Below are 19,986 nucleotides of genomic sequence, written 5' to 3' on the forward strand. Positions count from 1 at the left end.
GCGCGACAAAGGGTACTACAGGCCGGGCGGGGGTGTCGGATCAGCCGCCGATGCCGGGCATCCGCGCCTGCTGCCCGGCCTGCCAGTCGTCCGGAGGCGAAGGCGCGATGCCGCGTCTCGCCAAAAGGCGTCGGACCGCCTCGATCTCGCTGTGGGTATCGCGCAGGTCGGCTTCGAAGCGCTGGATGGCGGCGAGGTCGTCCGCCACCGAGTCCAGCGCCTTGGCGCCCTGGATATCCAGCCAGTCCAGCTCGCGTCGGGCTCCCAGGTATTCAGCATCGTCGCTACCGGCAACATGCAGCAGTTCGATACCGACGCGACGATTGGCCAGGGTATTCGCCTTGCTGGAGACCAGGCGACCGACCGAAAGGCACGCGTCGCGCCGTCGCGTTGATATCGATTGAATGTCCGGAGGGCACGCATCAAGCAGGTGCTGCCGAAGGTGCATTTTCGGATTCCACATCAGGGCTTCGGCGGCAAGCAGGGCGATCGCCTCGTCGGAGACCGCGGCCGCAGGAAGGTCCTGGCGTGGAAAGGGCTCAGCCCTCAGCACCGGTAGCCACTCGAAAACCAGGTCGATCGAGTAGTCCTCGTAGCGCTTCGTGGACGCGATCTTCTCGAGCATCGCGCTGATATCGTCGTCCTTCTTCGACTGCCAGGCGACCGCGAGCGGAACCAGCCATGAAACACCGTTGTCGGAATCGATCTCGAGCAGCCGGGTGGCCGCATCGGACACGCCTGCCGGCAACGGACGCTCGACGGCGAGCAGGGTGACTTCACCGAGTTCCATGGCGACGTGCCACTGCACGACTACGTCGGTGGGCGCCCGCTGCATGGCCAGCAAGGCCAGCTCCGCCTGGCTCGAGGCGTTCGTGGCGAGGTCGCTGCCGAGCTTGTCGCGAAGGGTCGAGGCCAGGATCAGTGCGCGCGGGGTGTTGCGGGCCACCAGCGCCTCGAACACACGGCCCAGATACTGCTGCAGCGGAACGGCCACGCTCGGCTTGGCCGGCACCGGGCCCTCCGCCAACGCGAGCGCGCCGGAGCAGGTCATGACCACGAAGGAGAAGGCGGTGAGGAGGCACCTGATCACAGCGGAGCCTGGCACCGGCGAGCCGCACGGATCGGCGTTTGAGGATCCTGACGCGCGGCCTGGGCCAGTCAGGGCCGTCCGCCGCGCGGCCGCGCCATCGCGCCTCCGGTTCGGCTCAGCGGCCAAGCGACGAATCCCGCAATGCGACGCTTTCTGTCGACAGCGGTTTCCAGTCCGCCGGTGGCTTCATAGGCAGTCCCGCCCGCCTGAACAGACGTCCGATTACTGCGGGTTCGCTGCGCGTTTCGCGCCAATCGGCGGCGAATTGCCGGTACGCCGCCTCATCGGTCTGCAGGAACTCGAAGGCGGAGACATAAGTTTGCTGTAGGTAGTCGAACGTCCGCCTCGCCGTCTCCCGATCCGGCGCGTCGGCCTTCTCGAGGATCGACGTTCCTATGGCCATCGAGGCCTGCTCTGTGGAATGGTCGACCATGAGCCGGCCGGCAGCGATGCAGGCCTTGCGACGTTCGCCACCGAGTGGCGCATTACCGGGCGAGCAGGCTCGCAGCAGCGACTGGAGCGCGGGCATGGCAACCGCCGCGGCGCTGGCGATGCCGCGGATCAATGGCTGTTCGTCGATCTGGAAGCCCGCCGGGTTGCCGGTCGGCGGCGGCGCCGGATGGGCCTCATGGATCGCCTCCCATGCCAGCGCCACATCGGCGAAATGGGTATCGAAACGCGCGGCGGCACCGATTCGTCGAAGCGCCTCGGTCACGCCGTCGGCGTCGTTGGCGTTTGCGGACGCTTGCAAGTCAAACATCCAGGCCGCGCCGTTGCCGGGCTCGAGCCGCAACAGGGCCCGGGCTGCGGGCGAAAGCGTGGCGTCCGCTGGCGCCAGCAGCGCGGCAAGCCATTGCACGAGCACGTCATCCGGCGCGCGCCGCGCCGCTTCGGCGAGCAGATCGGCCTGCGACCGTGCCGGCGCCGAGGTCGCATTGCCGGCCAAGGGCATCAGTGTGGAAGCCAAAGCCATGCTGCGCGGATCAGCCTTCGCCAGTTCGTCCACGAGTTCGGCGTTGAACCTCTGGCTGGCACTTGTAGTCGCATCGGGCCCGACGCGGGGGCTGGTTGCAGCCAGCGCGGCGCCAGCGCCGAGTGTCGTCGTAAGGATGCAGGCAAACCATGAAGCACGAGAAACCATCAGGCCATCACCCCCCTGGCGCAATGCGCCGTCTGCTGGCGATTGGCGTACCCGCAGGCCGCTCGCCGAAACCTGCGGCGCGCGAACCGCAGCGCCGCACCATGGTGCCTCATTATACACGTTGGGCATTTTCCTCCTGTTGCGCGTGCGGCGCTCCGTCCTGCGGAGTCCTGGCCAGCACGGCTTCACAACTGAATGGACCGGCATTTCATCGCGGACGGGGATTGCATCGGCGGTGAATCGTCTCAATCCTTGCCTGTGGCGGCCCGTCGGTCGCCGTAGGTCTGCGCGCCCTGTCGAGGAGCCCCGGAACCCGTGACCCTTAGCGAACAATGGAAGCACTTCACCGGCGTGCCGAGCGGCCGCCGCTTCATCACGCGCTATCGCGCCCGGCGCGGGCAACAGGGCAGCCTGCTGCGCAAGAGCCTGATCGTCAGCGCAGGCCTCCTGCTCATGCTGGCCGGCGTGGCGATGCTGGTGTTGCCGGGTCCCGGCATGGTCGCGATCGTGGTCGGCGCGGTCTTCATTGCCGAAGAGTCGCGTATCGCGGCCCACATCCTCGATCGGATCGACCGTTGGGGCACGCGGATCTACACGCGTTGGCGGGCGCGACGTGCCGCGCGATCAGGCGACTAGGAGCCTGTCGGATTTGAGCGGCCGAGGCGAAATTCGGCTGAGAGAGGACAGATTTTCGACGATTCGCAGGCCCATAGCGGTTCCATGGGCCAGGAAGCGGCGGAAACATGGACCGCGCAGACGGATTTGCAGCCCGATCGATTCAAGTCCGACAGGCTCCTGGGAAAGCTGAACAAGGCTAGCCGCCGCCCAAACTCGGTGGCCTGATGCTTCGACCGTTCAGGCGCCGAACAGGGCCTGCTGCACGCCGGTTTCCTCGGCATCACGGAAATTGCTGATGCCGACACCGACCAGCCGGTAGCGCGTCGTCTCGGGCAGGTCCACGCGTTCGCGCAGGGCCAGCGCGAGCGCGGCCAGGGCCTCGGCCGAATCGGGCATGCGCGGCGGGCTCAGGCTGCGGGTCAGGATGCGGAACTCGCGGGTCTTGAGCTTGAGCACGACGGTATGGCCGATGCGCTCGACCTTGCGCGTGGCCGCCCAGACCTTGCCGGCAAGCTCGCGAATGGCCGGCTCGAGCGCGGCCAGTGGCAGGTCCTCGGCAAACGTGTCTTCCGCGGAGATCGATTGCACCGGACGGTCCGGCGTGACCGGATTCTCGTCGATGCCAAGGCTCAGCTCGTACAGGCGGCGACCGTAGCGACCGAAGCGGGTCTCCAGCTCATGCACATCGCGCTGGCGCAGCTCGCCGACCGTGCGGATGCCGAGCGCGGCCAGCCGTGCGTCCATGACCTTGCCGACGCCATGGATGCGGCCGACCGGCAACGGCGTCAGGAAGGCCTCGACCGCATCGGGCTTGATCACAAACAGGCCGTCGGGCTTGTTCCAGTCCGAGGCGATCTTGGCCAGGAACTTGTTCGGTGCGACCCCGGCCGATGCGGTCAGGGCGGTCTCCTCGCGGATCTGGGCGCGTATCGCCTTGGCCACGGCAGTTGCGGACGGCAGTCGCCCATGGTTCTCGGTGACATCGAGATAGGCTTCGTCGAGCGACAGCGGTTCGACCCGTTCGGTATGACGCAGGAAGATCTCGCGCACCTGGCGCGAGACCGCGCGATAGCGGGTGAAATCCGGGGGCACGAACACCGCATCGGGACAAAGCCGCTCGGCGCGCACGGCCGGCATGGCCGAGCGCACGCCGTAGGTACGTGCTTCATAGGAAGCCGCGCAGACCACCGAGCGCGCACCGCGCCAGGCGACGACCACGGGCCGGCCGCGCAGCGAAGGATCATCACGCTGCTCGACCGAGGCGTAGAAGGCGTCCATGTCGACGTGGATGATTTTGCGCATGAAGCCGGGATTCGGGATTCGGGATGACCAGCCTTCGGCTGTTGAAAGACGGGATTTGTCGGAGCGGCATTCCGGCGCCGGGCGGACGTTCGCACATTATCGATCGCGCAGCATGGCATGAGAGCAAAAGCTTGCGCGCGCTATGGCAATTTTCCTACATGCAGGTGCGGCGATCTCCTCTGGCTGCGGCCGCGATGCGCACGGATCATGCGGCGAACGTACAGGAGAACGGTATCGTGTGTGCAATCAGGGAATCGGCAATACCGTTGGCGCTGCTGGTCGTTCTTGGGCTTGTGCTCGCCGATGGGGTGCATGCGCAAACCGTGTTCAAGTGCATCGATCACCAGAGCCGTGTCGCATTCCAGGAAACACCCTGTGCCGCGGGCGAGGCCGAAACGGTCGTGCAGATCGCGGCGCCACCGCGCGCGCAGCCTTCTCCCGAGTACTATCGCGCGGAGTCGCGGACCGAATCCATGAACACGCGCCGCACGGCGCGTAGCTCGACCGTCATGTCATTCGAGTGTCGCACCGCCAGCGGTGCGCTGTTCTACCGGCACGCCGGTTGCCCGGCCGTGATCGGCCGCGAGAACCCCAAGGCGAACCTGCATGCGAGTCGTGGCGAAAAGGTCCGTGCGCGCCGCATTCCGCGGGCCGAAGCCTGCCATGGGCTGCGTTCGCCCGGTCGCAAGGGTCGTGAATACGACGACGTGACGCCGACCTACGACAAGAACCTCGGCCGCGATCCGTGCCGGCGCTACTGAGCGGCCGCGGTAAATCGCGCTATATTCCGGGGCTCGATTGATTGCCGGGTCTGTTGCCAATGCGCCATTTGCCGATGCTTCTCGTCTCCACCCTGATGCTGGCCGCCGCCGCTGGCTGCTCGAACAACGAGCAACCCGCCGCGCCGTCGGCCGATGCCATTGCCGCCGCCAAGGCCCAGCAGGAAGCCAAGGCCGAACAGCACTACGCCATGTACGAGCAGATGCTCAAGGCCGGCAATGCGGAACTGGCCCTGCCGCTTGGCGACGAGTTGCTCAAGCTCTATCCCGACAGCGCCGCCGCGGCGCGCATTCGTCCGGACATCGAAGCCTTGCGCGAAAAGGCCAACACCGAGGGCGAAGCGCGGCGCATGGCGCGCCTGTGGACCTACCAGACCTCGCCGATGGCCGGCGGCACACAGAGCACGGCCTCGACCTACAGCATCGATGCGCCGGGCTCGGCCGGCAACAAGGTCCGGCTGGTGTTCCGGCGGCATAGCGACTGGGGCCAGAGCGTGTTCCTGTATGGCGACGAGCCCGGTTTCACCTGCGCGAAGAAATGCCGGGTCAGCATGAAGTTCGACGACGAAGCAGGCGTGAGCATGGAGGGCAGCATTCCGCCGACCGGCGAGCCGGCCATCTTCATCGAGGAGGACAAGGCCTTCATCGCCCGCGTCGGCAAGGCGAAGAAGGTCGCCATCGACGTCACCGAGAAGGGCAAGCCAGCACGCACGCTGACCTTCGAGGTCGGCGGCTTCGACCCGGAAAAATTCCTGCCACTGCCGAAGAAGTAGGCAGGGCGTTGCGCAAATGCGGCAGAGCCGCACCGGACGGTGCGGCTCTGCCGTTACAGCCTGGCTGGTGCCGCGAGGCGGCGGCCAGTAATTGCACTCAGTGCAGGTTCTTCTGGAAGCGCTTGACCTCTTCGTCGGCCTTGTCCTTGGCCCAGCCATAGCGCTCCTGCAGCTTGCCCGACAGGTAATCCTGGTTGCCTTCGAGGCGATCGAGATCGTCGTCCGTGAGTTTGCCCCATTGGGCCTTCATCGAGCCCTTCAGCTGTTTCCACTTGCCCTGGATGATGTCCTGGTTCATGCGAGCACCTCATTGATTGTGGGGAGGGTTGCGGCGATGCCAGACGAAGCATTCAGGGGTGGTCATCGCCGCGGAAGTCACCCTACGCGGGGCGATGGGAAATTTCGCTTAGGACACAGTTACCAGGACGTTATCGGTTGGCGAAGGTTCAATAACATGAACGCGGCGTAGCGGCTTTCCGTTATGTGGGTGAAAGCATTATTTGGCCGCGGGCGAGGTCTTGGCGGAAGTCAGCTTTTCTGGTTGTTAGCCAGTCGGGATGAACGAGATGTGGCTGCCCGACTTTTCAGCGCGCGACCTACGTTGATCTGTTCAAGCACGTCTCCGAAGAATGAGCGCGGCAGCCCAGACCTCAGCTCGTTGAGCGTCACCCGATAGTTGCATACGCCTAGTCTCCGGCCACATCCGCAAGGGCAAGCCCGCTTGTTCGCAAGCCGCGGGCGCAATCGGAGAAGCATGATTGCCTCGATCACGTTGTGACGTCCGCTCAACCCCAAGATGCTCGCATAGTCCTCTTCGAGCCCAACGAGACCATGACTGAGTTCCGAAAACGGAAATCCCTGATTGCCTTGCTCGCGCCACGTTGCTGCATATAGGAAAGGCGCAATGCATTCCTCTGCAAAAAGCACCAGGCTCGGTGGATTGGCCAGCTTTCGACGTATGGCCCATGGCGATCCAAGGCACAATGTTCCGTCTGAATTGACATGGTTGTCGATCCCTTGAGGAATTCGTCCCCCCCTCTCATATACGGATGGTGCGAAGTTCGTTCGGAATAGCGGGATGTCTATTTGGATTCTGTAGCTATCCTCGATTTTCGGCCGTCCCGCCGGTTCCATCGAAAAGTCCAGTAGTCCGACGACACTGCACACATCTTTCTTTGTCGTTGGCTGTCTGCGCAGGAGAGGCCAAGCGTCCAACAGTTCGTCGATGTGTGCTTGAGTGAAGCGCACCTCTCACTGAGCCCAAGGCTTTGGGGGCGCCGAGGCAGTTTGGATAATGCGAGGCGAGGAGACCGAAACCGTCGACGCAAGACCCAGCGCGCGGCGCAAGTCGTCTGAAACCTTCACGTTGAGCCTATCTTCTACAATCTCGACGAGACGCGTTGTTTCGTCATCCAGCATTAAGCGGAAGTCTCTATTGGCTTGTTGAACCCAAAGGTGAAAGTTCTGCTTGAGCAAAAACCTTGCGCAGTCCTCTCGGAACCAGCGATCGGCGAAGTTTTCCTTTGGATTGACCGGATTGAGAATTTCATCGGTGTCTGACGCTCGAACTCGTTCAAGTTCGTCCAGGACGCGCTGCATTGATTGCGCGAGCGATTCGCCTTCGACGTATGCACGGCCAGCTATCGTCGTAAGAATGATTGATGCCGGCTTCGAATCGGGCTGGTCCATGAACATGACATCGCGGTGCCTCTTCAGAAGCTGAACTACTCTCTGAAGTGAATTCTTGCTGCGATAGACAGGGACGGGATCAACTTGAGCTTCTGCCAAAAGGCGCTTCTGCAGGCTCATCATTCTCGTTCGGAACCAAAGCAAGTAGCCACCGGGGTTGCTTGAGGGCCAAATTCGGCTCAGGAGCGCGTAGTTCGGATCTTCGATATCGGTGATCCATATGGCTCGACGAGCTGCCTGCTCTGCAACTGCAGATTCCAATCCATTTTGTGCCATCGCCTCGCTCAACTCGCGGCGGCGCAACTCATCAGCAGGGATGCCCGGCACGATGTCCATATGAAATCGCAGCTCGTCTTGGTACCCGAGCCGCCAGCAGCGGTTCTTTTCCTCCAGCTCCTTCTTGATCTGACGCGCTTCGCGGTAAGCCGCAAGCTCAATTCTGAGTAGCTCCTTGAGTTGCTGCTGGGTATGGCTGATGCGCGTAACGCCGCTCTTGAGTCGGCAGGTAAAGTCTAGGTCGTACTCCTCACCGTCGACAATGGGACGAATGGGTGTCCCGAGTGCGAAAGAGCCTTGAACGAAAACGTGGGGTTGGTAAGGCGCCAGAGAGGAATCCACTCGTCCAAGCCAACTCCCAATATCCTCGTAACGATTTTGAGCAAGCTGATAGGCCCGCTCCGGAAGGTCTATCTCCTGAAGAATGGCTTCGAGTCGCTGATTGGCACTGGTCGTCATGGGGTTTCCTTGCTCATTGCTCGATTGCGGTGGGCGATGGTTGGCGGGGTCCAAGCTCCATCATCTTGGCGAATGGATTTGAGCCCCCCTCGCGGTCATAAATCACGTATTGATGAGCGTGGTTGGTGGATAGCAACGCTCCAAACTCCAGGGCGATCGCAGCAGGAATTGCGGCAAACAAGTGCAGCGGGTCGGGAGTACTTGCCTCAAGCTGGCTCAGATGAGGCTGCAACGCGCGCCGGAATGAATCGATAGTCGCGCGATTCCGGATCAAGCCATATTCAGGCGTCGGTAAAGTGAAGCGCGCAATGCGTGCGCCAGGCAGCGCATCAAGAATGGCTGCGTCCGCTAGCGCAGCAGACAGCGCCAGTACAAGCGCAATCGGACCATCTCCTGGTGGCGGCCCGACATAGGTCCATTCGGGCGCCGGTGCCGCAGGGTCAATCCAGCGCAATGTGCCGCTGCGATCTCGCGAGAAGAGAAAGCGGTTGCTACGGTCACCAAGTTGTCGCCCAACCCGAATCAAAGTTGGGATATCCGCCAGTCCTACGACGGCCAGATTGAGGGGATCACCAAGTGCATTGGTGCGCTTCGTCAATCGATCTTGGAGACTTTTGTCTATGTCCTGTTCGATCGCGCGCCAGTAGACCTCATCGCGTCCATCAAGCCCTGGAGCCCGCAAGCGCAAGATCTGGATATCTTCGTCGGCCCATAGACTTTCCGAGAGCATGGCGTCAGCGAGATCCCTGGCGCGAACGATGTTCTCGGTAGCGAAATGTCCACCCAAAATGACCAAGCCGGATGCCCGTTGGGTTTCCCCGCGGCTGGCCGCGTGCCGAATCTGATCAATATGGTCACGGTGATGGCGTGAAAGGTCATGGGTGGGGTACCCATCCGCATCGAGATCCGTGCGAGCGTGGCAAGAGGGGCATAGGAGCATCAGGTTGTCCGGGTCGACCGTGTGGCGCTCTGCAGCACCCTCGTCATACCCCGCCGAAGCCCGTGGCCCTTGAGGGCTTGCCGGCAAGACGTGCGCGACTTCCGCCCAATTGAATGTTTTGCCGGTCCTAAAATCCCGGGTGACGTCTACTCCACACTGTTCGCAATGCCCGGCGGCACGCACCCAGACAAGCCGCCTGACGGGCTCCGGCGTCGAAAAGCGACCCGCCTGCTCATTGTTCCGTTTGGGTTTCTGACCGCCAGCCATTTCAACCTCTCTTTATCTGCATCATCGCCAATGATGCGATGGTATTGACATCAAGACGATGAGTCAAGCATTCTCTGCATCATGACAAATGATGCAACCACAATGAAGCTGGGTGATATAGCCGAGATTCGTTTGGGCTACCCGTTCCGCGGAGCAATACCGGAGGTCCTAGGCGGAAGCATTCGGGTCATCCAGATACGGGATGTAACGCGTGTCGGTCTCAACAACTGCGACGATTTTGTGGCGACCGAAGTGGAAGGTCGCAAGGAGCCCGATTGGGTCCTCGATCAAGACGTGCTCTTTGTTGCTCGAGGTGCTCATGCCTATTCCGCATTGGTTACCAAGCCACCGGCACGAACGGTCTGTTCCCAGCACATCTATGTCATTCGAGTGAAGGCGCCTGATAGCCTTCTTCCCGCCTTTCTTGCATGGCAACTCAACCAGGCCCCCGCACAGCGCTACCTGCGCCAATCGGCCGAAGGCAGTCACCAACTGAGCATCCGTCGAACAGTGTTGGAGTTGACTGAGATACGGATTCCACCGATCACGCAGCAGCGTGCCGCGGTCAATCTGGCGCGTGTCGCAGAGGCCGAGTGCGGTGCATTCCAGGCGCTGATCAAGAACCGCGAAAGAGAGTTGGCGATCCTCGCCGCCCGCCTACTCACATAACGATCATGGAAACTCGAATGAGCAAGAATGACATCGCCCAAAACACCATCAATGCCGCCGTATGGGCAGCCTGCGACACATTTCGCGGCACCGTAGATCCGAGCATCTACAAGGACTATGTGCTGACGATGCTGTTTCTGAAGTACATCTCAGACGTCTGGCAGGATCACTACGACGGCTACAAGACCGAGTACGGCGATCATCCCGAGTTGATCAAGGAGATGCTCAAGAACGAGCGCTTCGTGCTTCCCCCAAAGGCCAACTTCTATGCGCTCCATGAGCAGCGGCATGCCGCCGGCAATGGTGAGCGCATCGACAAGGCGCTGCATGCCATCGAAGAAGCCAACATCGGCAAGCTTCGCGATGTCTTTCAGGACATCAGCTTCAACTCCACCAAGCTGGGCGACGAAGCGCAGAAGAACGACATCCTGCGTCACCTGCTGGAGGACTTCGCCAAGCCTGCGCTCAATCTTCGCCCGAGCCGTATCGGCCAACTGGACATCATCGGCAACGCCTACGAGTTCCTGATCAAGAACTTCGCCTCCAGCAGCGGCAAGAAAGCCGGCGAGTTCTACACGCCGCCTGAAGTATCCGCGCTCATGGCCCAGCTGATGGATCCACAGGAGGGCGACGAAATCAGTGACCCCACCTGCGGCTCGGGCTCGCTGTTGCTCAAGGTCGGCCGGCTGATCCGCGAGCGCTCGGGATCGCGCAAGTACGCGCTGTACGGTCAGGAGGCCATCGGAAGCACCTGGGCGCTGGCCAAGATGAACATGTTCCTGCACGGCGAGGACAACCATCGCATAGAGTGGGGCGACACCATCCGCAACCCCAAGCTGCTCGACAGCGAAGCCAGCCTCAAGCACTTCGATATCGTGGTGGCCAATCCGCCGTTCTCGCTGGAGAAGTGGGGCCATGAGGGCGCCGACACCGACAAGTTCAGCCGCTTCCGCCGCGGGGTGCCGCCGCGCACCAAGGGTGACTACGCCTTCATCCTGCACATGGTCGAGACCATGAAGCCGCGCACCGGTCGCATGGCGGTGGTGGTGCCGCATGGCGTGTTGTTCCGCGGCGCGGCCGAGGGGCGGCTGCGCAAGCAGTTGATTGACGAGAACCTGCTCGAGATCGTGATCGGCCTGCCCGAGAAGCTGTTCTACGGCACCGGCATTCCCGCCGCGATCCTGGTCTTCCGCAAGAAAAAAGCAGACGACAAAGTGCTGTTCATCGACGCCAGCCGCGACTACGAGGACGGCAAGAACCAGAACTCCCTGCGCGACGCCGACCTGCAGCGCATTCTCGACACCGCCAAGGCGCGAGCCAATGTCGACAAGTACGCCTACCTGGCCAGCCCCGCCGAGATCGCCGAGAACGACTACAACCTCAACATTCCGCGCTATGTCGATACCTTCGAGGAAGAGGAGGAAATCGACCTGATGGCAGTGCGCAGGGAGCGATTGGAACTGAAGGCCGAGCTGGCCAGGCTGGAAGAACAGATGGCCGGCTACCTCAAGGAACTCGGCTATGAGTGACCGCCAGTCGCCGAAAAAGGCGCCACCCGAAGAAGGTGGGGCGCCGTCGCCAAGCCATGGCGAGCTGGTGCTTTACCCCACCGAAGACGGCAGTGCCCGGTTCTACTTGCGCGCCGAGCACGGCACCGTGTGGCTGAGCCAGGCGGAACTGGCCGAGTTGTTCCAGACCTCGGTGCCCAACATCAACATCCACATCAAGAACGTCCTGGCCGAAGGCGAGCTGCTGGGCGAGGCAACTATTAAAAATGACTTAATAGTTCGCACCGAGGGCAGCCGGCAGGTGCGGCGCCCGCTCAAACTCTACAACCTCGACATGATCCTGGCCGTGGGCTACCGGGTGAAATCCCCGCGCGGCACCCAGTTCCGCCAGTGGGCGACCACCCACTTGAAGGAGTACCTGGTCAAGGGCTTCGTCATGGACGACGAGCGCCTGAAGGATCCCGCCGGCTGGGACTACTTCGACGAGCTGCTGGAACGCATCCGCGACATCCGCACGTCGGAAAAGCGCTTCTACCAGAAGGTCCGCGACCTGTTCGCGCTGTCGGTGGACTACGGCGACGATCCTGCCGCGGCCGGCCAGTTCTTCGCCGTGGTGCAGAACAAGATGCTGTTTGCCGTCACCCAGCAGACGGCAGCGGAAATCGTGTTCAAGCGCGCCGATGCCAGCCAGCCCAACATGGCGCTCACCAGCTGGAAGGCCGGGCGCGTGCGCAAGACCGACGTGATCGTGGCCAAGAACTACCTCGCCGCGGCGGAGGTGGAGGAGCTCAACCGCATCGCCGCGATGTTCCTCGACTATGCTGAGGATCGTGCCAGGAAGCGGCAGGACATCCGCATGGCCGACTGGCGCCAGTACGTGGACAACTTCATCGACTTCAACGAGCGGCCGCTGCTGAAAGGTGCGGGACGGATCAGCCACGAGCGCATGCAGCAGGTGGCGCATGAGCGATATGCCGAGTTCGATGTGAAGCGGCGTCAGTCCGAAGCGCTGGCGGCGGATGCGGAAGATATCAAGGCGCTGGAGGCGGTGGAGAAGCGTGGTCGCAAGGGAGGCGAAGATGCTTCCTGAAGGATGGGTCAGAAAGCCACTATCAGCGTGCGCGAAATTTGTGTCTGGAGGAACTCCAAGCAAGGGCAACGACGCCTACTGGGGCGGTGAATTCCCGTGGATCACCGCAAAGGACATGAAAACCTTATGGTTGAAGAAAGCCGGCCTCGGCTTGACGGACCAAGGTCGGTCGGCGGCCACGATTGTGCCCAGCGGCTCGATCTTGACTCTGACGCGCGGCATGACACTTCTGAAAGACTTCCCTGTCTGCTTGGCTGGCCGTGAGCTGGCGTTCAATCAGGACATCAAGGCGTTATTGCCACACGGCGATGTCGATTCAACGTTTCTTGCGTATCAGCTCATAGCGAACAAGCAAAACGTGCTCAACCTCGTCGATACAGCGGGCCACGGCACCGGCCGCCTGGACACCGAGCTTCTAAAGGGACTTCTGATCGATCTTCCGCCCCTGCCTGAGCAGCGACAAATCGCTGCTGGGTTAGCGACGTGGGACAAAGCTATCGCCATTGCAGAGCGCCTGCTTGTCAACAGTCGTCAGCAGAAGCTATCCCTCTTGAGCAAGACATTGTGCATTCCGGCAGCGGTTTCCGAGGTTTCTGACAGGGATCGAAGTGGAAGCCTTCCGCCATCCGTACGCGCAGGCATTCCGAAGCTGCCGCGCACGCCGGCCGGCTGGGAGCGAGTCCATCTCGGCAAGTATCTGCGGGAAGTCAATCGTCCTGTGATGCTTGAGCCAGAGCGGGAATACACACTGGTGACTGTGAAGCGTTCCCGCGGTGGCGTCCATCGGCGCGAGGTGCTGCATGGAGGCGAGGTGAAAACCCGCACGCAATTCATCGTCAAGACTGGCGACTTCCTGATTTCCAAGCGCCAGATAGTTCACGGCGCTTGCGGCATCGTTCCGTCCGAATTGGACGGAGCTGTAGTCTCTAATGAGTACGCGGTAATGAACGCCGACGACGGTATCGACCTGGATTTCCTGCGCCATCTCTCCGAATCCATCTACTTCCAGCAGACCTGCTTCCATTCGAGTATTGGCGTCCACGTCGAGAAAATGATCTTCAAGACCGAACGCTGGCTTGCGTGGCCATTCAATATTCCACCGTTGCACGAGCAGCGCCGAATCGTTGAAGTTCTGGACGCCGCTACGGCTGAAGTGACGGCGATTGAGCGACAGCTCGGGGCGTTGAAGCTGGAGAAGCACGCGCTGATGCAGCAGCTCCTCACCGGGAAGCGCCGCGTCCATCTGCTTGAACCTGCAGAGGCAGCCGGCCCATGAACGACAGCGCCCCCGACACCCGCGAGCGATACAGCGCCCACCTGCCGGCCTTGCACCTGCTGGCGAATCTGGGCTGGCGCTATCTGACCGTGGCGGAGTGTCTGGCGCTGCGCGGCAGCACCCGCGAGGTGCTGTTGAAACCGCGCCTGGTCGAGGTGCTGCAGAGTCGCCGCTTCGACTACAAGGGCGAGCGCTTTCCGCTGTCACCCAGCGCGATCGACCAGATCGTGCGCGAGCTATCGGCTTTGTCGATGGCCGAAGGATTGTTGGCAGCCAACGAGCGGCTGTACAACAAGCTGGCGCTGGGCATTACCGTCACCGAGTTCATGCCGGACGGCAAGAAGCACCAGCCGACTGTTCCCATCATCGACTGGACCGATCCGGCCGCGAACCTGTGGGACGTGACCGAGGAGTGTGAGTTGCTGTCCGCTCAGGGCACGCATCACCGCACGCCGGACATCGTCTGTTACGTCAACGGCTTGCCGCTGGTGGTGATCGAGGCGAAGCGGCCGGAGTCGGGCCATGTCGGCAAGGCGATGGTGACCGAGGGCATCAGCCAGCACCTGCGCAACCAGCGTCAGGACGAGATTCCGCAGCTTTTCGCCTATGCCCAGCTGCTGCTGGCGATCAGCCAGACTGATGGCCGTTACGGCACCACGCACACGGCGACCAAATTCTGGGCGCGCTGGCGCGAGGAGGAGTTCGACGAGAAGCCGCTGGAAGCGATCAAGAACCGCATGCTGCCCCGGGATACGCAGCGCGCTTTGTTCGAAGGCAAACCGGCCCGGTTGCGCAGCTACTTCGAGGCGATGTGGTCGCAGCCGATGCTGCTCACCGATCAGGACCGCCTGCTGGTGGGGTTGCTTACCCCCGTGCGGCTGCTGGAGTTCCTGCGCGGCTTTGTGCTGTTCGACCGCAAGGTAGGCAAGCTGGTGGCGCGTTACCAGCAGTTCTTTGGCATCCGCGCCTTGCTGGCACGCATTGCACAGAAGCGTCCCGACGGCGGACGCGAGGGTGGGGTGCTATGGCATACCACCGGCTCGGGCAAGAGTTTCACCATGGTGTTCCTGACCAAGGCGCTGCTGTTGACCAGCGCGCTGAAAGAATGCCGCGTGGTGGTGGTGACCGATCGCATCGACCTGGAAACCCAGCTGGCGCGCAACTTCATCACCGGCGGCGCCTTCGGCTCGGCCATCGCCACCCGCAAGGAGGGCGAGGGCAGCAAGGTGACCTCCGGGCGCGAGCTGGCCAGGCGCATCGGCCATGGCACGGAGCGCATCACCTTTTCGCTGGTGCAGAAGTTCAACACCGCCTCCAAGTTGCCGGAATGCCGCAACGATTCGCCGGACCTGATCGTGCTGGTGGATGAGGGCCATCGCAGCCATGGCGGCGAAACCCACGAGCGTATGCGCAAGGCATTGCCGAAAGCCGCCTACATCGCCTTCACCGGCACGCCGCTGCTGAAGAACGAGAAGACCGCCAACAAATTCGGCCCCATCGTGCACGCCTATTCCATGCAACGGGCCGTGGAGGACGAGACCGTGGCGCCGCTGCTCTACGAAGAGCGGGTGCCGGAGCTGGATATCAACGAAGAGGCGGTCAATCGCTGGTTCGACAAGATCACCGCTGGCCTGTCGCCCGCACAAAGTTCGGATCTCAAGAAGAAATTTGCGGGCAAGCGGGCCGTCTACGGCGCGGCCAATCGCATCGAACTGATCGCCTGGGATATCGCCAGCCACTTCAACGAGAACATCAAGCAGCTGGATATCGGCCTGAAAGGCCAGGTCGCAACCGACAGCAAGCTCGACGCGATCCGCTACAAGCGGGCGCTGGATGACACCGGCCTGGTGACCAGCGCCGTGGTGATCTCCGCCCCCGATACACGTGAAGGCAATAGCGAGATTGACGAAGACGCGATGCCGGAAGTGCAGAAGTGGTGGAAGCAGAACATCATCGATCAGAAGCGCGATGCCGAAGACTACGAGAAGCAGGTGCTGCAGGACTTCGGCAGCGACGGCTCGCCCGACCTGCTGATCGTGGTCGACAAGCTGCTCACCGGCTTCGACGAGCCGCGCAACACCGTGCTGTATATCGACAAGCCGCTGAAGGGCCACAACCTGATTCAGGCCGTGGCACGCGTGAATCGCCTGCATGATGCCAAGCGCTACGGCGTGCTGGTGGATTACCGCGGCATCCTCAAGGAGCTGGATATCGCGGTGCGCGCCTATCAGGAGCTGGAAGAACGCACGCAAGGCGGCTTCGATCTGGCCGACCTCGATGGCCTGTATCAAGCCTTCAGTACCGAATACAAACGCCTGCCTACCCTGCACGACCGCCTCTGGTCTTTCTTCAAGAACGTGGTCAATCGCAAGGACGCCGAGCAGTACCGACAGATTCTGAGCCCGCGCTTCGTCACGGGTGCCGATGGCGAGGAATACGACGAGCGACAGAAAATGCGCGACGATTTTTCGGCGGTGCTGACCGAGTTTGGCCTATGCCTACAAACGGCGCTGTCATCCCGTAGCTTCTTCGAGGACCAAAGCTTCTCCGAAGAGCTGATTCGTCGCTACAAGGACGACCTGCGCTTCTTCTTCGGCCTGCGCCAGAAAGCCCGAGTGGATGCGATGGAAACCGTCGACTACAGCGTCTACGAGGAACAGATTCGCAAGCTGGTGGACAAACAGGTGATCGGCCGGGAAGTGCGCGATCCACCAGGTGTGTACCTGGTGCACGAGCTGGGCACGGCCGAGGATCTGCAGGAATGGTCAAAAGAGAAGACGCGCAACGAAACTGACCTGATCAAGACCCGCGTGCGCAAGACGATTGAGCAGGAATTGGCCGAGGATCCCTACGCCCAGAAGGTTTTTGGTGAGTTGCTGCGGCAGGCCATCGCCGAGGCGGAAGCCATGTTCGACCACCCGCTCAAGCAATACGCGCTTTTCAAGGAGTTCGAGCAAAAAATCCAGGCACGAGAGACGCCAGGCGTGCCCTCTTCCCTCGCGGAAAACCGACACGCGATGGCTTACTTTGGGGCTCTGAAGTTGGCAATTGGTGAAACCGCCTTTGACGAAATGAATGAGACCGAAAACAAGTCCTACGCCGACCTGGCGCTGGAAGTGGATGAGATCGTGCGCAATGCCATCGCTGAAAACTCACTCAGCCCACTAAACATCGAATCAGCTGTGCGAAAGGCGCTGCTACCAAAACTATTTGAGCGTGTTGGGTTGGACCAGGCCAAGGCTGCAATTGACCAGATCATTCAGATCGTTCGTGTAGGCCTTAGTCGTGCGTGATCTTGCCGTGGGAGAAGCGGACTGGAGCTTTCAATACGGCTCCGAAATCGTCTATTTCGCGGTTCGCCGACAACCCCTGCGGCGAAACAGCTCGATCAACATTCATGTGGAGCCTGAGGGGAACGTGTTGGTGGATGCGCCGGCGGATGCGTCGAGAGCATCGATTCTCGCCGCAGTGCGCAAGCGCAGCCGATGGATTCAGGGGCACGTGAGCGCGTTTCTTCGTCGTCGTGAGCACGTTCTTCCACGAGAATATGTAAGCGGCGAGTCCTTCATGTACCTAGGACGGCGCTACCGACTTAAGGTTATTGCGGGCGAGAGTGCCGAAGTGAGTGTGAAACTGCGTGGCGGACACTTGGAGTTGCGCTTGGCAAACCCCCTGCGTCAGATGGTTCGCGAGGCAACGAAAGGATGGATTCGAGATCGGGCCAGGAAAGTATTTGCAGATCGCTTGGATGCAGTGTTGGCGGACCTTAATTGGAGGCTACCCGCACCGACCATGCGGCTTCAGGCAATGAATGCTCAATGGGGAAGCTGTTCACCGAGCGGCAGACTGACCCTAAACCCCTGGTTGGTGAAGGCCCCGCGTGATTGCATCGATTACGTAATCCTTCACGAGCTCTGCCATCTTAAGGAACACAACCACAGCCGGCGCTTCTATAGGCTATTGGACAAGAACATGCCGCCGTGGCGTAGCAGAAAGAAGCGGCTGGATGAGCTGGCCGAAGTGATACTCAACATGTAGACAGTCGCAGGGAGATATGATGCTAATGGCAGAACTAAACTCATGATTGCAATTCTAGGCTGGGGATCGTTGGTCTGGGACCCCAGAACGCTTGCTATTCATCGCTACTGGCACTGCGATGGCCCATATGTCCGAGCGGAGTTTCTTCGGCAGTCGAACGACGGCCGGCTTACACTCGTGCTCTCGCATGCTGTGGGCCCGGTTCGATCACTTTGGGCTACATCAACTGACGATAGTCTTGCGCACGCTCGCAAGAGTCTGTGTGCCCGCGAGGGCATTGCTTCCAAGAACATTGACAAGAGTATCGGGTCATGGTCTCGCGGCGACCCAAATCCAGACTGCATTCTGGAGCTTGAGCCTTGGGCAAGTGCCCGAGGCATTGAGTCTGTCGTCTGGACTGCTTTGCCGCCAAAGTTCAAGGATCGAAATGGTGACAGTCCAACCGTTGATCAAGCAGTTTTATACCTTGGAGGTCTGGCCGGGCCTGCTCGTGATCTTGCACAAGAATATATTCGTAGGACACCGCAACAGATTGACACCGAGTACCGCCGCCGCATCGAGTCTGTTCTGGGGTGGACTTATGCTTGACGCGAAGGCACCAGGAAATAACACTGCGTCAATGCCAAGCCCAATCCGCGCGCTGGCATAATTCGGGCGCAAGGCCTCAATGGAGCCATCTTATATTGTCAACTATTCCCCTCCAAAAGGCCGTCGCCTTTATCAGTTCAGACATAGAGGCTCTCCTCGGTGCCATTCCAGTTCCATTGGGCACTGCCGATCCACCTAACTCATCTGGCGTGTACATGTTCCTCGTTGACGACGCGATCGTCTATGTCGGGGAAGCAAAAGGCTCTCAAGGACTTCGGGATCGCCTTCTCCGCAAACACATTTCGGGCGACGACAAACACGCCTGCCAACGCGCCTTCAAAGAGAAAATACCTGATCGCATGTTAAGGCGTACGTACATCAAGGAAAATGTGTTTGCGCGGTGGCTACCAATTCCAGATTCTGATCGCATCTCTGCAGTTGAGCGACTGCTAATTTGGTTGTACAAGCCAGCATGGAATCAAAAATAGTCCTGCTGATCATTTATATCAGGGTTCGGACTTCAGGATCGGATTTCACTCCGCACTTGAATACATGTTCATGACAAACAGCTCAAGATACGAAAAGATAAAGAAGGATATTGGCGGCATCGTTTTTGGGATGGCGATGGTGGCGATAGGCTTCTGGATGTTAGATTCCAACGACACATTTGTCGTGTGCGGTCGTGGCGGCTGCAACTCCGGAAATTCAGTTGCATTGAGCGCTGTACTAATGGGCGCAATCGTGATTTTTCTGGGTGCACGTGGCGCCTTCCGTAGATTCTTTTCATTTCGGTCAACATCAATTGCGAAGTATGCTGGGCAGACGCCCTATGGAACGCTGGAGCAATACGAAGCAATACTGCGGAAATCAGGCGTTTCTGAAGAGCAAATCCAAGCGGAACTGCTCAAGTACAGCCGTAGTGCCTAGCCATTCAGTCACGGTCAAGCATCACTACGCGCCAAGTTGCCCTAGTACCGAAATGCTTGCCCGATGACCAGGCTCGGTGAAAGTCCCAGGATCGAGAGTTTCCCGCCGCAGGTCGGCGCGGATTGCCGCGTGCTCGTGCTCGGTACCGCGCCGAGCGTGCGTTCGCTGGCCATGCAGCAATCCTATGCGCATCCGCAGAACCTGTTCTGGCCGCTGATGGGTGAGCTGTTCGTAAGCGCCTGCTCCCGACACGTTGCGCACCGGCATGACTCGGGTTACGCGGCAGGCTTCCAGCGATGTGGCAGCAGAGTGTCGATGTCGCGATCAAGGGTCGTAGGCAATCGCGTGAGCACGTCGGTGAGCCAGGCGAGTGGCTCGTGGCCGTTGGCCTTTGCGGTGGCCAGCAGGCTCATGATGGCCGCAGCGCGTTTGCCTGCGGTTTCGGAGCCGGCGAACAGCCAGTTCTTGCGGCCCAGTGCGATGGGTCGGATCGCATTCTCGATCGCATTGTTGTCGATCGGGTAGCTGCCGTCCTCGGCATAGCGCGCAAGGGCTG

19 protein-coding genes and 1 pseudogene are annotated in these 19,986 nt (G+C 60.9%); 11 read left to right on the forward strand and 9 right to left on the reverse strand.

The genetic code is table 11. The features are described from left to right. Positions 1–40: 40 nt before the first annotated feature. Together BM125_RS15720 and BM125_RS15725 are read right to left on the reverse strand one after the other, a co-directional pair. Positions 41–1,012, reverse strand: a complete 972-nt coding sequence (locus tag BM125_RS15720; RefSeq protein ID WP_139225061.1) for a hypothetical protein — start codon at positions 1,010–1,012, stop codon at positions 41–43. A gap of 193 nt (positions 1,013–1,205) precedes the next feature. Further along, positions 1,206–2,096, reverse strand: a complete 891-nt coding sequence (locus BM125_RS15725) for a hypothetical protein (RefSeq protein WP_175498132.1) — start codon at positions 2,094–2,096, stop codon at positions 1,206–1,208. Positions 2,097–2,546: 450 nt separating this feature from the next. Between BM125_RS15725 and BM125_RS15730 the strand changes: the two genes are divergently transcribed. Then, complete coding sequence (locus BM125_RS15730; protein WP_092409706.1) at positions 2,547–2,867, forward strand: PGPGW domain-containing protein; 321 nt, start codon at positions 2,547–2,549, stop codon at positions 2,865–2,867. Between the two features lie 219 nt (positions 2,868–3,086). Here the strand turns inward: BM125_RS15730 and dinB are convergent, their stop codons facing one another. Then, on the reverse strand, positions 3,087–4,151 hold the full coding sequence (gene dinB, locus BM125_RS15735; RefSeq protein WP_092409708.1) for a DNA polymerase IV: 1,065 nt from the start codon (positions 4,149–4,151) through the stop codon (positions 3,087–3,089). Positions 4,152–4,387: 236 nt separating this feature from the next. Between dinB and BM125_RS15740 the strand changes: the two genes are divergently transcribed. Both BM125_RS15740 and BM125_RS15745 read left to right on the forward strand, forming a co-directional pair. Further along, complete coding sequence (locus BM125_RS15740) at positions 4,388–4,912, forward strand: DUF4124 domain-containing protein (RefSeq protein WP_175498133.1); 525 nt, start codon at positions 4,388–4,390, stop codon at positions 4,910–4,912. Positions 4,913–4,986: 74 nt separating this feature from the next. Beyond that, positions 4,987–5,703, forward strand: coding sequence for a hypothetical protein (locus BM125_RS15745; protein ID WP_139225062.1), 717 nt, complete (start codon positions 4,987–4,989; stop codon positions 5,701–5,703). Positions 5,704–5,800: 97 nt separating this feature from the next. Here BM125_RS15745 and BM125_RS15750 read toward each other — a convergent pair whose 3' ends face one another. The 4 genes and pseudogenes from BM125_RS15750 to BM125_RS21005 form a co-directional block, all read right to left on the reverse strand. Next, positions 5,801–6,001 (reverse strand): CsbD family protein, encoded by a 201-nt coding sequence (locus tag BM125_RS15750; RefSeq protein ID WP_092409714.1) that lies wholly within the window; start codon positions 5,999–6,001, stop codon positions 5,801–5,803. A gap of 953 nt (positions 6,002–6,954) precedes the next feature. Further along, on the reverse strand, positions 6,955–8,127 hold the full coding sequence (locus BM125_RS15755) for a nucleotidyltransferase domain-containing protein (RefSeq protein WP_092409716.1): 1,173 nt from the start codon (positions 8,125–8,127) through the stop codon (positions 6,955–6,957). 13 nt (positions 8,128–8,140) lie between these two features. Continuing rightward, a complete protein-coding gene (locus BM125_RS15760) occupies positions 8,141–8,923 on the reverse strand; it encodes an SAVED domain-containing protein (RefSeq protein WP_245778949.1) in 783 nt (260 codons plus the stop codon). A gap of 126 nt (positions 8,924–9,049) precedes the next feature. Beyond that, positions 9,050–9,334: pseudogene (locus tag BM125_RS21005) on the reverse strand (HNH endonuclease); the annotation flags it as partial. An 81-nt stretch (positions 9,335–9,415) separates the two neighbouring features. On the opposite strand from BM125_RS21005, the gene BM125_RS15765 reads away from it, so the two are divergent. The 8 genes from BM125_RS15765 to BM125_RS19950 all read left to right on the forward strand — a co-directional run bounded on the left by BM125_RS15765 (position 9,416) and on the right by BM125_RS19950 (position 19,430). Continuing rightward, positions 9,416–10,003, forward strand: a complete 588-nt coding sequence (locus tag BM125_RS15765) for a restriction endonuclease subunit S (protein WP_092409720.1) — start codon at positions 9,416–9,418, stop codon at positions 10,001–10,003. 17 nt (positions 10,004–10,020) lie between these two features. Beyond that, entirely contained in the window at positions 10,021–11,532 is a 1,512-nt protein-coding gene (locus tag BM125_RS15770; RefSeq protein ID WP_092409722.1) for a type I restriction-modification system subunit M, read from the forward strand. Continuing rightward, positions 11,525–12,601, forward strand: a complete 1,077-nt coding sequence (locus BM125_RS15775; protein ID WP_092409724.1) for a virulence RhuM family protein — start codon at positions 11,525–11,527, stop codon at positions 12,599–12,601. The genes BM125_RS15770 and BM125_RS15775 overlap by 8 nt, the downstream gene beginning before the upstream one ends. Then, on the forward strand, positions 12,591–13,877 hold the full coding sequence (locus BM125_RS15780) for a restriction endonuclease subunit S (protein ID WP_175498134.1): 1,287 nt from the start codon (positions 12,591–12,593) through the stop codon (positions 13,875–13,877). The genes BM125_RS15775 and BM125_RS15780 overlap by 11 nt, the downstream gene beginning before the upstream one ends. Further along, positions 13,874–17,170: a type I restriction endonuclease subunit R gene (locus BM125_RS15785; RefSeq protein ID WP_092409728.1), complete on the forward strand. Its 3,297-nt coding sequence runs from the start codon at positions 13,874–13,876 to the stop codon at positions 17,168–17,170. The genes BM125_RS15780 and BM125_RS15785 overlap by 4 nt, the downstream gene beginning before the upstream one ends. Next, positions 17,163–17,915: a M48 family metallopeptidase gene (locus BM125_RS15790; protein WP_245778950.1), complete on the forward strand. Its 753-nt coding sequence runs from the start codon at positions 17,163–17,165 to the stop codon at positions 17,913–17,915. The genes BM125_RS15785 and BM125_RS15790 overlap by 8 nt, the downstream gene beginning before the upstream one ends. A 683-nt stretch (positions 17,916–18,598) precedes the next feature. Beyond that, a complete protein-coding gene (locus tag BM125_RS19945) occupies positions 18,599–18,991 on the forward strand; it encodes a GIY-YIG nuclease family protein (protein WP_175498135.1) in 393 nt (130 codons plus the stop codon). Between the two features lie 64 nt (positions 18,992–19,055). Next, positions 19,056–19,430 carry a hypothetical protein gene (locus BM125_RS19950; RefSeq protein ID WP_139225064.1) on the forward strand — a complete coding sequence of 125 codons (375 nt, stop codon included), beginning with the start codon at positions 19,056–19,058 and terminating at the stop codon, positions 19,428–19,430. A gap of 41 nt (positions 19,431–19,471) precedes the next feature. On the opposite strand, the gene BM125_RS20845 is transcribed toward BM125_RS19950, so the two are convergent. After that, entirely contained in the window at positions 19,472–19,603 is a 132-nt protein-coding gene (locus BM125_RS20845) for a hypothetical protein (RefSeq protein ID WP_281243962.1), read from the reverse strand. Positions 19,604–19,705: 102 nt separating this feature from the next. Beyond that, positions 19,706–19,986 (reverse strand): transposase domain-containing protein (locus BM125_RS15800; RefSeq protein ID WP_139225065.1); only part of this gene is annotated, 281 nt, incomplete at its 5' end.

Origin of the sequence: Dokdonella immobilis, assembly GCF_900115085.1 — a bacterium.
Classification (GTDB): Bacteria; Pseudomonadota; Gammaproteobacteria; order Xanthomonadales; family Rhodanobacteraceae; genus Dokdonella; species Dokdonella immobilis.

Bases quoted from the DNA above. Each gene is read 5' to 3' on its own strand.
- BM125_RS15775 (WP_092409724.1), top strand. From the start codon at position 11,525: ATGAGTGACCGCCAGTCGCCGAAAAAGGCGCCACCCGAAGAAGGTGGG.
- BM125_RS20845 (WP_281243962.1), bottom strand. From the start codon at position 19,603: ATGGCCAGCGAACGCACGCTCGGCGCGGTACCGAGCACGAGCACGCGG.
- BM125_RS15745 (WP_139225062.1), top strand. From the start codon at position 4,987: ATGCTTCTCGTCTCCACCCTGATGCTGGCCGCCGCCGCTGGCTGCTCG.
- BM125_RS15750 (WP_092409714.1), bottom strand. From the start codon at position 6,001: ATGAACCAGGACATCATCCAGGGCAAGTGGAAACAGCTGAAGGGCTCG.
- BM125_RS15785 (WP_092409728.1), top strand. From the start codon at position 13,874: ATGAACGACAGCGCCCCCGACACCCGCGAGCGATACAGCGCCCACCTG.
- BM125_RS15755 (WP_092409716.1), bottom strand. From the start codon at position 8,127: ATGACGACCAGTGCCAATCAGCGACTCGAAGCCATTCTTCAGGAGATA.
- dinB (WP_092409708.1), bottom strand. From the start codon at position 4,151: ATGCGCAAAATCATCCACGTCGACATGGACGCCTTCTACGCCTCGGTC.
- BM125_RS19950 (WP_139225064.1), top strand. From the start codon at position 19,056: ATGTTCATGACAAACAGCTCAAGATACGAAAAGATAAAGAAGGATATT.
- BM125_RS15770 (WP_092409722.1), top strand. From the start codon at position 10,021: ATGAGCAAGAATGACATCGCCCAAAACACCATCAATGCCGCCGTATGG.
- BM125_RS15765 (WP_092409720.1), top strand. From the start codon at position 9,416: ATGACAAATGATGCAACCACAATGAAGCTGGGTGATATAGCCGAGATT.
- BM125_RS15780 (WP_175498134.1), top strand. From the start codon at position 12,591: ATGCTTCCTGAAGGATGGGTCAGAAAGCCACTATCAGCGTGCGCGAAA.